This window comes from Spirillospora sp. NPDC029432 (assembly GCF_040703975.1).
GTDB lineage: Bacteria > Actinomycetota > Actinomycetes > Streptosporangiales > Streptosporangiaceae > Spirillospora.
The window spans coordinates 146,880-160,443 of the sequence record NZ_JBEZWH010000009.1 but is presented as its reverse complement, the minus strand read 5'-3'; the positions used below and the strand labels follow the sequence as shown (position 1 = coordinate 160,443).

The following is a 13,564-nucleotide window of genomic DNA, read 5'->3' as shown; positions in this document are numbered from 1 at the left end:
TCCTTTCCCTCGCCGGGGTGCGCCGAATGTAGAGTGCCCCCGGGCGGCGGATCAACGCGGCGTTCGAGCCACTCGAACACTATTTCCGCCGGTCGGGGTCAGGCCGGGTCCCGCCGGTGGCCGAGCCGGGCGGAGATCTCCCCGGCGGTACGCCGCAGCGGCCCCTCGATCCGGCCCGTCAGCGTGTCGGCCGAGGTCGTCCAGGTGGTCAGATGCACCGCCACGTTGATCGCCGCGACCACCGTCCCGGACCGGTCGCGCACCGGCGCGGCGATCGACCGCAGCCCCGGCGCGAGCTCCTCGTCGTTGACCGCGATCCCGGCCGCCCGCACCCCGGCCAGGGCGCTGATCAGCCGCTCCCGGCCGGTGATGGTGTTCGGCCCGCGCCGCGCAAGGGTGGTGCGGTCCAGCAGGCGGCGCAGCGCGGCGGGCTCCCGGTGGGCCAGCAGCATCTTGCCCATCGAGGTGCAGTACGCCGGCAGCCGCGATCCGACGTGCAGGTTCAGGTCCACCCCGAGCCCGCCTGGCCGGCGGCTGCGGCGCCGCTCGACGTACACGATGTCGGGCCCGTCCAGCACGGCCATGCTCGCCGCGTACCCGGTCTCGTCCGCCAGCGCCTGCAGGGGCTCGGCCGCCACCCGCGTCATCTCCATCGAGCTCAGCGCCGCGAAGCCGAGATCGATCACCCGCGGGCCCAGCGAGTACTTGCGGGTGCCGGGATCCTGCCGGACGAACCCGAGCCTGGCCAGCGTCGACACGTACCGGTGGGTGGTGCTGCGGGTGAGGCCGACCGCGCGGGAGATGTCGGCGATGCCCAGCACCGGCCCGGTCTCGCTGAACGCCGACAGCACCGCGAGCCCACGTTCCAGCGACTGGGAGTAGGCCGGGGGTGTAGGGGGACTGCTCATGGCCCACCGTAACAACGCCGTCCCGGATACTCGAACCCTGGACGGACCGGGTGTGGTGGCTCCCACCGCTTCCCTCGGCACGGGCCCCGCTTCGCCGCGAACACGCAGGCGATGGGCGGGGCCGGGCTATGGAATCCCGAATGAAGTTCTAGTAAGAAAGGGGAAAATCGATAATGTCCGTCGTGAGCCGCGCCGCATCGGTGCGCAGTGAACGGCGGCCAAGCCCGAGGGGGCGCCAGTGCAGATTCGAGCGGGGATCCTGTGGGAACCTCACAGCGACTGGAGCATCGAGGACATCGAGCTCGACGATCCCAAGGCGGGCGAGGTCAAGATCAAGCTTGCGGCGTCCGGCCTGTGCCACTCCGACGAGCACATGGTCACCGGGGACATGGTCCTCGATCCCGAGACCGCCGCGCTGCTGGGACTGGAGCAGTTCCCGGTCATCGGCGGGCACGAGGGCGCCGGGGAGGTGGTCGAGGTCGGCCCCGGCGTCACGACCCTGCAGGAGGGCGACCATGTCGTCCTGTCGTTCATCCCGGCCTGCGGGCGCTGCCCGTCCTGCGCCCGGGGCCGCCAGCACATCTGCGACCTGGGCGCGGTGCTGCTGGCCGGCCGCCAGATCGGCGACTTCACCTCGCGGCACCATTCCAAGAGCGGCAAGGATCTCGGGATCATGTGCTGCACCGGGACGTTCGAGCCGTACACGGTCGTCAACGAGGCGACCTGCGTGAAGATCGACGACTGGATCCCGCTCGACAAGGCCGCCCTCGTCGGCTGCGGCGTGACGACCGGCTGGGGCTCGGCCGTCAACGTCGCCGACGTCCAGCCCGGCGAGACCGTCGTGGTGATCGGCATCGGCGGCATCGGCATGAACGCCGTCCAGGGCGCGGCGATGGCCGGCGCGCGGCACGTGATCGCGGTCGACCCGGTCGAGTGGAAGCGGCAGAAGGCCGAGGAGACCTTCGGCGCCACCCACACCGCCGCGTCGATCGAGGAGGCGGCGGCCAAGGTCGGCGAGCTCACCTGGGGCGCCAACGCCGACAAGGCCATCCTCACCACCGGCGTCGCCACCGGCGACCTGATCGGCCCGATGATGGGGATGGTCGCCAAGGGCGGCCGCGCCGTCGTCACCGCGGTCGCGCCGATGCTCCAAGAGGACGTCAAGCTCAACCTGTTCGACCTGGCGATGCAGCGCAAGGAACTGGTCGGCTGCATCTTCGGCAACGCCAACCCGCGCCGCGACATCCCGCGCCTGCTGCGCCTCTACGAGGAGGGCAGGCTCAAGCTGGACGAGCTGGTGACCAACACCTACACCCTGGAGGAGCTGAACAAGGGCTACCAGGACATGCGCGACGGCAAGAACATCCGCGGCATGATCAAGTACTGACGCGGTGCCGGAGGCCGGGGCGGGCGGACCCGCCCCGGCCTTCGCATGGGCGCGGGCGGAGATCCTTTAGCAGCAGAACCGTTAACGATCAAGGCATTGACCTTTCGGTCACCACGATTCACTCTGGGCTCAGCCGACCGGCCGGCGGTTCCCGTCCCTCTCTCCCCATCTCTCTTCATCCCCTCCTTCCCGTGTTCCCGTGCCACCCCCCGCACCCACTGGAGACCGGATGCTGCCGCGGCGCACCGCCCGCGTGCTGGCCGCCGTACTGACCTCCGCCGCCCTCGTCGCCGCGCCCATGCGCTCCGACGCGCTCGGCGCCGGCGGTACGGTCACGCGCACAGCCCAGGGCAAGACGATCCCCGCCCCCACGAACTACTTCGGCTTCGCGATGGGAACGACCGGCCGGCTGGCCGGGTTCGACAAGATCAAGCAGTACTTCCGGCTGGTCGCCGACCGGTCCGACCGGGTCGAGTACCAGGTCGTGGACAAGACGACGCTCGGCAACGACTACCCGGCGATGTTCATCAGCGACCCGCGGAACCTGCGCGATCTCCGGCAGATCGTCCGCGACAACCAGCGGCTCGCCGAGCCGGGCGTCTCCGAGCAGGAGGCGCGGCGGCTGTCGGAGCGCAGCAAACCCGTCTACCTCATCGAAGGCACTCTGCACTCGACCGAGGTCGGCAACACGCAGGCGCTCGTGGACATCGTGCACCGGCTCGCGACCGAGCGGTCGGAGTACACCGACACCGTCCTGAAGAACGCGGTGCTGCTGGTGCTCCCGTCGGGCAACCCGGACGGCCAGCACCTCGTGGTCGACCACTTCAACAAGACCGCCGGGACCCCGTACAACCGGGTCTATCCGGACCTGTACCACAAGTACGTCGGGCACGATAACAACCGCGACTGGTTCATGTTCACGCAGCGCGAGACGCGGACGCGGGTGCGGCTGGAGCAGACGTACCGGCCGGTCGCCGGGCACTACATGCACCAGGCCGGCACCGGCGGGCCGCGGCTGTGGACGCCCCCGTACGACGAGCCGCTCGGCAACGGCGTCGACCCGATCACCATCCAGTCGGCCAACACCCAGGGCCAGGTCGCCGCCCGCGCCCTCACCGCCGAGAACAAGAAGGGCGTCGGCTCCGACGACGCCTACGGCATCTTCTGGAACGCCGACGTCATGGGCTTCTCGACGTTCCTGGGCACCTCGCTGTTCCTCACCGAGATCGCCTCCGCGAAGGACCTGGCGTACCCGTACACCAGCGCCGACGGCAAACCGCTCGGCTCGCAGAACAAGACGATCCGGATGCTCCAGCCGTACGACAAGAACACGTGGACGCTGGAGCAGATCGTCGCCTACGCCAAGACGGCCGCGTACGCGGGCATCGAGAACATCGCCAAGAACCCCGAGTCGTGGCTGTACAACAACCTCTACCAGGTGACACGCAACGGCAGCCGGCTGCCTGACGTGGAACCGGGGACGCCCGAGGCGTACGTGATCCCGGCCGGGCAGCGTGACCCCTACGCTGTGTACGAGCTGCTCAAGATCTTCGAGTTCGGCCGGGTGGAGATCGACCAGGCGCGGACGGCGTTCACGGCGAACGGCAAGAGCTACCCCGCCGGGTCGTACGTGCTCCGCACCCGCCAGCCGCTGGGCCGCTGGATCCACCAGCTCCTGCAGAAGGACGTCTACCCGGAGAAGGCGGCGCGCAAGTGCGCGGACTGCCCGCTGATCATGCCGTACAGCGAGACGACCGACAACGCGGCGCTGCTGCTGGGCGTCACCGCGGTACCGGTCGAGAAGGCCGTCACCGCGTCCCTCCAGCGCGTGCGGCGGGTCGCGCCGCAGCCGGTGCGGATGCCGGCCGAGCCGCGCGGGGCGTACCTGGTCGCGCCCGAGTCGTACGGTGTCGCGCACGTGCTGGCGGGGCTGCAGAAGGCCGGCGTGCCGGTCTTCCGCTCCGATGAGGAGTTCGAGGCCGCGGGCCGGACGTTCGCGCCCGGCACGGTGGTCGTCCCGCCGTCGCCCGCCGCGCGGCAGGAGCTCCAGCGGGTCTCGGCCGCGACCGGCATCCCGGTGTACGGCTCGGACGAGCTGCCCGAGGTGGGCGCGTTCCGTCTGAAGCCGGGCACCCGCGTCGGCCTGATCCGGGGCGCGAACAACATGCCCGGCGGCTGGATGACCTGGATGCTCGACCAGTACGGCGTGAACTACAAGGTCGTCGGCGCCGACGACTACGCCGACCTGGCCGGCCGCTACGACACGATCGTCCTCGCCGACGGCGTCTCCAGGAACACCATCGTCAACGGCCTGGACCCGGCCAAGAACCCGCCCGAGTTCGCCTGGGCGCGCGGCGTCGGGGAGAAGGGCTGGGACGCGCTGGGCGACTTCGTCTCCGGCGGCGGCAACCTCGTCGCCGTCGGCAGCGGCTCGGAGACCGCGCGGCAGCTGCTCGACCTGCCGGTGGAGAACGCGGTGCCGTCCGACACGTCGAAGTTCAACGCCCCCGGAGCCCTGCTGCGCGCGAACTACAAGCCGGACGTCCCGGCGGCGTGGGGCATGCCCGGGGAGTGGCCGGTCTGGTTCAACCGGGACGCCGCGTACCGGATCACGGGCGAGGCCACCGCGGCTTCCACGTACCCCGGTGATGGCGATCTGCTGGCCAGCGGGTACGCGCACGGTACCGGCGCGCTGCACGGGCTGGCCAACGTGGTGTCCTTCGAGGTCGGCAAGGGCAGCGCCACCATCGCGGGCAGCGAGATCACGTTCCGGTCCTGGCCCCGGGCGACCTGGCCCATCGTGATCAACTCCATCTACCACGGCCCGTCCGAGAAGGCCCGCCCCGCCGCCCGCTGACCTCCACCGGGCTCGACCCGCGGACCCCGGTCACCGCGCGCGGTGACCGGGGTCTTCCACCGGCGCGTCCAATGCCGGTGGCAAGGGGCGGCGTACGTTCCCCCAAGGCACCCCCAAAACGCGTCCCGTACCTGTTTGTGGCCCATATCCGGATGGGGAGCATCCGGTCGATCGCACCACAGCGGAAGGTACGCCCTATGACGTCGAAGATGGCCCACGAACCCGGCCCCGCCACCTCGGCGCACCGGCAGGCGCGCACATCGAGCTGGCTGACGTTCGCCGGCACGCTGGCCCTGGTGATCGGCGCGTTCAACTTCATCGACGGCCTGGTGGCGCTGTTCAACGACGACTACTACCTGGTGGGTTCGAACGAGATCCTGGTCTTCGACTTCACCGCCTGGGGCTGGATCTGGCTGATCGTCGGGCTGGTGCAGCTCGCCGTCGGCGCCGGCATCCTGGCCGGCCAGACCTGGGCCCGCGCGACCGGCGTCGTGCTCGCCGTGCTGGCCGCGATCGGGCACCTGGCGTTCCTGCAGGCCTTCCCGGTCTGGTCGGTGCTGACCATCGCCATGTGCGTGCTGCTCATCTACGCGCTCACCGCCCCGCCGGCCGGCACGACCGCCCGCTGAGGCCCAGCCCGCTGAAGCCCGGCCCGCTGACCGCCGCGCCCGGTCAGCGGGCCACGGCCGCCCGGTAGTCCTCGTCGCTGCCGAGCAGGTTGCGGTGCGTGTCCTCGGTGGTGATGACGCCGCCGTCCAGGACGAGGACCCGGTCGGCGGCGTCCAGCAGCGCCGGGCTGCTCGTGATCACGATGGTGGTGCGGCCGCGCCGGAGTCCGGCGATGTTGCGCGCGATGAGCTGCTCGGTCACCGCGTCGACGGCGGTCGTCGGGTCGTGCAGGACGAGGATCTCGGCGTCGGCGGCGAGGGCGCGGGCCAGCGACAGCCGCTGGCGCTGGCCGCCGGAGAGGTTCGCGCCGCGGTCGCGGACGCCGTGGTCGAGCCCCTCGGGATGGAGGGCGACGACGTCGGTGAGCATGGACGCCTCGACGGCCGCGGCGATGTCCCGGCCGGTGCCCGCCGGGTCGATGTTCGCGCGCAGCGTGCCCGCGAAGATCTCCCCGTCGTACGGGTTCACCAGTATGTGCTCGCGGAGCGCCTCGACCGACAGGTCCGCGATCTCCTGCCCGCCGACCCGCACCGTCCCCCCGTACGCGCCGGGCGGGACGCCGCCGGCCAGGACCGACGCGAGATCGGCCGCCGCGCGCGGCTGGTACGCGGTGATCGCCGTGAACTCGCCGGCGGGCACCTCGAAGCTCAGCCCGCGCAGGGACCCGTACCGGACGCGGTCGACCTCGACGCCGCCGCCCGCGTCCGGGCGCCGCGTCCCCGGCGCCAGCACGGGCGGCGCGGCCAGCACCAGCGCCATCCGCTCGGCCGACGCGCGCGCGGTCATCACGTACTTCGGCATCTCCGAGAACAGCTTGAGCGGCTCCATGATGAACTGCGCCAGGCCCACGGCCATGACGAGCTCGCCGATGGTGATCCGCCCCTGGAACGCGAGCCGGCCGGCCGCCAGCGTCACGGCGGCGGCGAGGACCGCGTTGAGGGCGAGCGCCGTGCCGGCGTACGTCCCGTTCACCCGGGCGACGGTGACCGCCTGGCGCCTGGCCTCCGTGCTGACCTCCCGGTACGACCGGAACGCGGCGTGGTTGCCGCCGAACCCGTGCAGCGGGCGCAGCCCGATGATCAGATCGGCGACCTTGGCGCCCGCCCGCGCCACCCGTGACTGCTGCTCGCGGGTGCTGGCGCCGATCCGCCGCGACATCACGCTGAGGACCGTCAGGATCGCGGCCGTCCCCACGATCACCAGCAGGCCGAGCCGGACGTCGGCCAGGCCCAGCGCGACCGCCGCGACCACCACCGCGACCAGCGAGCTGACCAGCAGCGGCACCACCTCGATGATGTCGGCGGTCTGGTCGGCGTCCTCGGTGGCGATGGTCAGCACCTCGCCGGACTTCAGGTCGACGTCCCTGGCCACCGGCTGGAGCCCGCACGCCGCGACCCGCACCCGCCAGCGGTGGGCCTCGGTCGTGTTCGCCTTCTGCAGGATGCGCATCCCGAACCGCCACGAGAACGACACGGTCGTGATGATGACGGCGAGCGCGGCGATCGACAGGCCGAGCGCGCCGAGCCCGCGGTCCCGCATCGTGTGCTCGACGATCAGGCCGAGCGCGATGGGGAAGGCGGTCTCGCCCGCCTGGTACATGCCCATGAGGACCGTGCCCCAGGTCATGGCGCCGAGGTTGCGCCGCAGCGCGGTCCGGAGGATCTCGGACCCCGTGCGGGGCCCCTGCACGTCGGGAGTCGTCATCGGCTTCCCTCGCGCCAGGCGTGCCAGAGCCGGGCGTACCGGCCGCCCAGCGCGACCAGTTCCTCGTGGGTCCCGTGCTCCACCACGCGTCCCGCGTCCAGCACGGCGATCCGGTCGGCCGCCATCGCCTGGCTGAGCCGGTGCGCCACGAGCAGCGTGGTACGGCCCCGGCACGCCTCCAGCACGGCCCGGTCCAGCTCGGCGGCGCCCTGGCTGCCGGCCTCGGCGGTCGCCTCGTCCAGCACCACCACGGGCGACCTGGCCAGGATGAGCCGGGCCAGCGCGATCTGGGCGATCTTGGTGCCGTCCAGGCGCTCGCCGCCCTCGCCGACCGGGGTGTCCAGCCCGCCGGGCAGCGCGCCGGCCCACCGGTCGGCACCCGCCGTGCGCAGGGCGTCCATCAGCTCGGCGCCGGTCGCCTCCGGCGCGGCCAGCCGCAGGTCGTCGGCGAGCGTGCCGGAGAACACGTGCGTCTCCTGCGTCAGGATGCTCACCAGGGTCCGCGTCGCGGCCTCGTCCAAGTCGGCGAGGTCTATCGTCCCGACGCGCACCGAGCCGGCCTGCGGTGTTCCGATGCCCGCGACCAGGGCGGCCAGGGTCGTCTTGCCCGCGCCCGTCGCCCCCACCAGCGCGAGCGAACCGCCGGCCGGGATCGACAGGTTCACGTCCCGCAGGACCGGCGCGCCGGTGCCCGGATAGGCGAACGTCAGCCCCTCGACCGTCACCGGGTACGCCGCCGCCTCCGCCGGCGCGGCGGCCGGGTCGCCCACCAGCCGGTCCTCGGCGTCCTCTCCCAGCACCCCGACCAGCCGGGTGAGGCTCGCGCCCGACTTCTGCGCCTCGTCGAAGGTGAACATGATGGAGCCGAGCGGGTTGAACAGCCGGTGGAACAGCAGCGGCGCCGCCGACACCTCGCCGAGGCTGGCGGCGTCCGCCTCCAGCAGGGCGTACCCCACCACGATGATGAGGACCAGCCCGATGAACTCGGCGCGGTTCTCCCTGCCGACGAACCGGCCGAAGAAGCGGAACACCTCGATGCCGAGGTCGCGCACCCGCCACGACTCGCGGGTGACCTGCTCGCGGAAGGCGCCCTCCAGCCGGTACGCGCGGACCGTGTCGATCCCGTTCAGGCCGCTGATCAGCGCCTGCGCGCGGTCCGCCTGGGCCGCCCGCTGCCGCCGGTAGAGCGGTGCGGACCGGGGGAGGTACCAGCGCAGGGCCAGCGCGTACGCGGGCAGCGCGCCGGCGCCCGCCAGGCCGAGCCGCCAGTCCAGGCCGAACATGCCGGCGGTGGCGATGGCGACGAGCACGCCCGCCGAGAAGACCGTCGGGACGGCCGTCCGGATGCCCTTGGACAGCACCGCCACGTCGTCGCCGACCCTGGAGAGCACGTCCCCGCGGCCGACCTGCTCGACGCGCGCGCTCGGCATGCCCAGCACCGCCCGGACGGCCCCTTCCCGCAGCCGCGCGAGCAGGTCCGCGCCCAGCCGCCCGATCAGGTACGTCGACGCGGCGGTGGCCGCCGCGCCGAGGAGTGCGGCGGCCACCAGCAGGGCGCCGATCGTGACCAGGATCGACGGGGACTCGTCCGCGACGACCCCGTCGACCACCCGGCCGAGCAGCAGTACCGGGAGTACCTGGAGCGCCGCCCCGGCCACCGTGGTGAGTACGGCGGCGGCCGCGGGCCACGGCGTCCGGCGGCAGTGCGCCGCCACCCACCGGGCGGCCTCGCGGCCGGTTGCCGTGCGCAGTGCCGCCGGAGCGGCGCTCGTGTCGGTACCGCTCACTTCCAACCGTTCACATCCAGCCGTTCGACATTCAGCCGACCGACTTGACCATCTCGTCGATCGCGTACGGCAGGGACAGCAGGGTGCCCTGGGACATGGCCGCACCGACCGCCGGGCCCTCGCTGTCGAGCAGGTACGACACCTTCCCGTCCTTGACCGCGGGCAGGTTGGCGAACAGTTCGAACTTCTTCAGCGCCGCCTGGTCCGCCTGGTCGTTGATGACGAAGATGCGGTCGACGTCGATGAGGTCGATGCGCTCGGGGGACAGCACGGTGAAGAACTTACCGCCCGCGATCTTGTCGATCTCGGTGGCCCCCTTGAAGCCGAGGCCCGTGATCAGCCGGCCGCGCACGTCGGTGGTGGTGAACGGCGCGACCGAGTCCTTGTACCAGGACAGCGCGACGGCGGTCTGGTTCGCGAACTCCGGGTGCTCCTTGCGGGCGGCGTCGAGCTTGCCCTGGATGTCCTGCACCATCTTCTTGCCCTCGGCCTCCTTGCCGAGCGCCTTGGCGATGTGCACCGCGTTGTCCTGCCAGGCCGCGCTGAACGGCTCCTTCTCGGCCTTGGTGCGGCCCACCGTCGGCGCGATCTTGGAGAGCTTGTCGTAGGCGGCCTTGTCGATCTCGGAGTAGACCGCGATGATCAGGTCCGGCCGGAGCGCGGCGATCTTCTCGAAGTTGGGGCCGGTGTCGCCGTTGCTCATGACGACCTCGGGGCGGGCGTCGCCCCACTTGTCCTTCACCCAGGGCCACTGGGTGTTGATGTCGGGGGTCTTGCCCGGCGGGTTCGGGTACTGGTCGACCATGCCGACCGGCTTGGTGCCGAGCGCCAGGATGGCCTGGTCGTCGGTGTAGCCGACGGAGACGACCCGCTGGGGGGCCTTGGTGATCTCCGTGGAGCCGAACGCGTGCTCCACGGTGACCGGGAAGGTGCCCCCGGCGGCCGCCGGGGCGCCGCCGCCCGGCTCGTCCGCCGAGTCGGAACCGCATCCCGTCAGGAGGGCGATACCGAGGGTCGCGGCGGACAGCAGCGCCGCCATTCGCCGCCAGGACTTCGCCTGTGTCGTTCGTTCGAGGGGCATTCGAAATCCCTTGCTTCCGCGCTGTATCCGCTGCAACCCGTGTCAGTGCAGGCAAACCTGTGACAGTGATAATAAGGTTAGCCTTGCCTAAGTTTGATCACATTTCGGCGGCTTTTCCGCCGGTCGGCGGGCCGGGCGGGTGCAGTCGGGCCTGGCGGCCTGGCGGCTTGGCGGGCTACTCGGGCTGGACGTGGGCGCGGCCGATCGGCACGATGAGCGGCCGGTCGCCCACCGGGTCGTCGATCACCTGGGCGCGCAGCCCGAACGCCTCCCGCAGCAGCTCGGCGGTGACCACGTCGCGCGGGTGCCCCTGCGCCAGGATCGCCCCCTCCCGCATCACGATCAGGTTGTCGCTGTAGCGGATGGCCAGGTTGAGGTCGTGCAGCACCATGACGATGGTGCGTCCCGCCTCGTGCAGATCGTCCACCAGGTCGAGCACGTCGATGGCGTGCGCGAGGTCGAGGTAGGTGGTCGGCTCGTCCAGCAGCAGGAGGTCGGTGCCCTGGGCGAGGGTCATCGAGATCCAGACGCGCTGGCGCTGCCCGCCCGACAGCGCGTCGACCGGGCGGGTGGCCAGGTCGGACACGCCCGTCATGGCCAGCGCGCGTTCCACGACGCCGGCGTCGTCGGACGACCACTGCCGCAGCCAGCTCTGGTGCGGGTGGCGGCCCCTGGCGACCAGGTCGGCCACCGTCAGCCCGTCCGGCGCGACCGGTGCCTGCGGCAGCAGCCCGAGCTTCTTCGCCACGTCCCGGGTCTTGAGCCGGCCGATGTCCTCGCCGTCCAGGACGACCGTCCCGCTCGCCGGCCTGAGCAGCCGCGACAGGGTCCGCAGCAGGGTCGACTTCCCGCAGCCGTTGGGGCCGATGATCGTGGTGATCACCCCCGGCGGGATCGCCACGTCCAGGTCGTCGATGACCATCCGGCCGCCGTACCCGACGGTGACGCCCCTGGCCGCCAGCCGTACGGCGGAATCGGCTCCGGACTCGGTCCCGGTGATGTGCTGAGCGGCCACAAGATCCACTGTACTTAGCCTCGCCTAACTTTCACATCGCTCGCCGGAGGTTCGCCCGCACCAGCAGGTAGACGAGGAACGGCCCGCCGATCGCCGCGGTGACCACGCCGACCGGGAGCGCGACCGGCAGCGCCGTGCGCGCCACCAGGTCCGCGCCGTTCAGCAGCAGCGCGCCCACCAGCCCGGAGACCACCAGCGGCGGCGTCGGGTGCCTCGCCAGCCGCATCGCCACCTGCGGCGCCACCAGCGCGACGAACGGGACCGGCCCCGCCGCGCTCACCGCCACCCCGGCCAGCAGCACCGCGCACAGCAGCATCACCGCCCGCACCGACGAGTAGCGGACGCCCAGCCCGGCGGCGATGTCGTCACCGAAGTGCAGCGGCCTGAACTGGAACGCGGCGGCGGCCACGACGACCAGGAGGACGAGCGCGCACCAGACCGCCATCCGGACCTCGGCCCACGAGCGGCCGTCCAGCGACCCGACCAGCCACGCCTGGGCGCGGGCCACGTCCTTGATGTCGGCGGTGACGAGCAGCCAGGTCGTGACGGCCTCCATCAGCGCGCTCACCGAGACGCCGATGAGGATCAGCCGGAAGCCGTCGACCCCGCGCCGCCACGCCAGGAAGTACACCAGCATCCCGGTGCCGAGGCCGCCCGCGAACGCCGCCACGGACAGGCCCACGGTGCCGGCGACGGCCGCGGCGGCCCCGCCCGACACCGTCACCAGGAACACCGCGACCGCGCCCGAGCCCGCGGTGATCCCCAGGACGTCCGGGCTGGCCAGCGGATTGCGCGCGATGGACTGCGTGATCGCCCCGGACACGCCCAGCGCGATCCCCACGACCAGCCCGGCCAGCGCGCGCGGCATCCGCAGGTCCATGATCACGAACTGGTCGACGCGCTCGCCCCGGCCGGCGATCGTGGCGATCACGCGGGGCAGCGCGATGGAGAAGTCGCCGACGCCGATGGACAGGCAGAACACCAGGAACGCCGCCGCCGCCAGCAGCACCGTCACGGCGACGAGCCAGGGCCGCCACACGAACGACATCCCGCCGAGCCGCACGCCCGGCGCCACCGGCCGCTTCACGTCCGTCCCGTTCATGCGTTCCTGAACTTCCCGCGCCACACCAGGACCGCGAAGAACGGGGCGCCGAGGAGCGCGACGACGACCCCCGTGTCCAGCTCGCCGGGCCGCACGACCACGCGCCCCACGATGTCGCAGACCAGCAGTACGGCCGCGCCGAGCAGGCCCGCGTACGGCACCAGCCAGCGGTAGTCCGGCCCGGTCAGGTACCGGGCGACGTGGGCCACCATGAGCCCGAGGAACGCGATCGGGCCGCACGCGGCCGTCGCCGCGCCCGCCAGCAGCGTGATGGCGACGATGCCGACCGTCCGGCTCCGCGCGGTGTTCACGCCCAGGCCGCGCGCCACGTCGTCCCCCAGGTTGAGCAGGTTGAGGGCGGGCAGCGTGGCCAGCGCCAGGACCAGCCCGGCCGCGATGAACGCGGACACCGGCCAGATGACACCGAACCCGACGCCCGCCACGGAGCCCGCGTTCCAGAACCGCAGCGCGTTCAGCGACGTCTGGTCCGTGAGCGCGACGGCCGTCGTCATCGCCGCCAGGAACACCGCGATGCCCTGCCCCGCCAGCGCGAGCGTCAGCGGGTTGCCCGCGCCCCGCCCGATGCTCGACAGCCCGAACACCACGGCCCCGGCCGCCGCCGCCCCCAGGAACGCGAACCAGACGTACTGGAACGGGTCGGTGAGCCCGAACACCGAGATCGTCGTCACCACCGCGAACGAGGCCCCGGCGTTCACTCCCAGCAGTCCCGTGTCGGCGATCGGGTTGCGCGTGCAGCCCTGGATCAGCGCGCCGCCGACCCCGAGGGCGATGCCTGCCACGATCGCGAGCACGGTACGGGGCAGCCGCACGGTCCGCACGATGAGCCTGATCTCGGTGAGCCGCTGGTCGGAGTCCGCCGCCGCGAACAGCCCGCGCCAGACCTCACCCGGGCTCAACGCCCGCGCGCCGACGGCCAGCGACGCCGCTCCCGCGACGAGCAGGACCGCCACCAGCACGCCCACTCCCATGACGAGCCGCCGGCGGGCCGCCGCGACCCCGGCCGGGGGCCGCTCCGCCACGATCGCGCTCATCC

General features: G+C 72.2%; 10 protein-coding genes. 3 read left to right on the top strand and 7 right to left on the bottom strand.

The window, feature by feature from the left end; all coding sequences use genetic code 11:
* Positions 1 to 98: 98 nt before the first annotated feature.
* Positions 99 to 908: an IclR family transcriptional regulator gene (locus AB0881_RS10030; RefSeq protein WP_366615840.1), complete on the bottom strand. Its 810-nt coding sequence runs from the start codon at positions 906 to 908 to the stop codon at positions 99 to 101.
* Between the two features lie 238 nt (positions 909 to 1,146).
* On the opposite strand from AB0881_RS10030, the gene AB0881_RS10025 reads away from it, so the two are divergent.
* From AB0881_RS10025 to AB0881_RS10015, 3 genes are all read left to right on the top strand, one after another.
* Positions 1,147 to 2,295, top strand: coding sequence for an NDMA-dependent alcohol dehydrogenase (locus AB0881_RS10025; protein ID WP_366615839.1), 1,149 nt, complete (start codon positions 1,147 to 1,149; stop codon positions 2,293 to 2,295).
* Positions 2,296 to 2,524: 229 nt separating this feature from the next.
* A complete protein-coding gene (locus AB0881_RS10020) occupies positions 2,525 to 5,152 on the top strand; it encodes a M14 family zinc carboxypeptidase (RefSeq protein WP_366615837.1) in 2,628 nt (875 codons plus the stop codon).
* Between the two features lie 197 nt (positions 5,153 to 5,349).
* Complete coding sequence (locus AB0881_RS10015) at positions 5,350 to 5,781, top strand: hypothetical protein (protein WP_366615836.1); 432 nt, start codon at positions 5,350 to 5,352, stop codon at positions 5,779 to 5,781.
* Positions 5,782 to 5,824: 43 nt separating this feature from the next.
* On the opposite strand, the gene AB0881_RS10010 is transcribed toward AB0881_RS10015, so the two are convergent.
* The 6 genes from AB0881_RS10010 to AB0881_RS09985 form a co-directional block, all read right to left on the bottom strand.
* On the bottom strand, positions 5,825 to 7,525 hold the full coding sequence (locus AB0881_RS10010; protein WP_366615834.1) for an ABC transporter ATP-binding protein: 1,701 nt from the start codon (positions 7,523 to 7,525) through the stop codon (positions 5,825 to 5,827).
* On the bottom strand, positions 7,522 to 9,312 hold the full coding sequence (locus AB0881_RS10005) for an ABC transporter ATP-binding protein (RefSeq protein WP_366615832.1): 1,791 nt from the start codon (positions 9,310 to 9,312) through the stop codon (positions 7,522 to 7,524). Before AB0881_RS10005 ends, AB0881_RS10010 begins: the two co-directional genes overlap by 4 nt.
* Positions 9,313 to 9,343: 31 nt before the next feature.
* A complete protein-coding gene (locus AB0881_RS10000) occupies positions 9,344 to 10,393 on the bottom strand; it encodes an iron-siderophore ABC transporter substrate-binding protein (RefSeq protein WP_366615830.1) in 1,050 nt (349 codons plus the stop codon).
* Between the two features lie 175 nt (positions 10,394 to 10,568).
* Positions 10,569 to 11,315, bottom strand: a complete 747-nt coding sequence (locus tag AB0881_RS09995; protein ID WP_366615901.1) for an ABC transporter ATP-binding protein — start codon at positions 11,313 to 11,315, stop codon at positions 10,569 to 10,571.
* A gap of 124 nt (positions 11,316 to 11,439) precedes the next feature.
* Positions 11,440 to 12,510 (bottom strand): iron ABC transporter permease, encoded by a 1,071-nt coding sequence (locus AB0881_RS09990; protein ID WP_366615828.1) that lies wholly within the window; start codon positions 12,508 to 12,510, stop codon positions 11,440 to 11,442.
* Complete coding sequence (locus AB0881_RS09985; protein WP_366615826.1) at positions 12,507 to 13,562, bottom strand: iron ABC transporter permease; 1,056 nt, start codon at positions 13,560 to 13,562, stop codon at positions 12,507 to 12,509. The genes AB0881_RS09990 and AB0881_RS09985 overlap by 4 nt, the downstream gene beginning before the upstream one ends.
* Positions 13,563 to 13,564: the final 2 nt, after the last annotated feature.

Excerpts from the sequence above, each read along its gene's own strand:
- AB0881_RS10030 (WP_366615840.1), bottom strand. The coding sequence starts at position 908 with ATGAGCAGTCCCCCTACACCCCCGGCCTACTCCCAGTCGCTGGAACGT.
- AB0881_RS10020 (WP_366615837.1), top strand. The coding sequence starts at position 2,525 with ATGCTGCCGCGGCGCACCGCCCGCGTGCTGGCCGCCGTACTGACCTCC.
- AB0881_RS10015 (WP_366615836.1), top strand. The coding sequence starts at position 5,350 with ATGACGTCGAAGATGGCCCACGAACCCGGCCCCGCCACCTCGGCGCAC.
- AB0881_RS10010 (WP_366615834.1), bottom strand. The coding sequence starts at position 7,525 with ATGACGACTCCCGACGTGCAGGGGCCCCGCACGGGGTCCGAGATCCTC.
- AB0881_RS10000 (WP_366615830.1), bottom strand. The coding sequence starts at position 10,393 with ATGCCCCTCGAACGAACGACACAGGCGAAGTCCTGGCGGCGAATGGCG.
- AB0881_RS09995 (WP_366615901.1), bottom strand. The coding sequence starts at position 11,315 with ATGGTCATCGACGACCTGGACGTGGCGATCCCGCCGGGGGTGATCACC.
- AB0881_RS09990 (WP_366615828.1), bottom strand. The coding sequence starts at position 12,510 with ATGAACGGGACGGACGTGAAGCGGCCGGTGGCGCCGGGCGTGCGGCTC.
- AB0881_RS09985 (WP_366615826.1), bottom strand. The coding sequence starts at position 13,562 with ATGAGCGCGATCGTGGCGGAGCGGCCCCCGGCCGGGGTCGCGGCGGCC.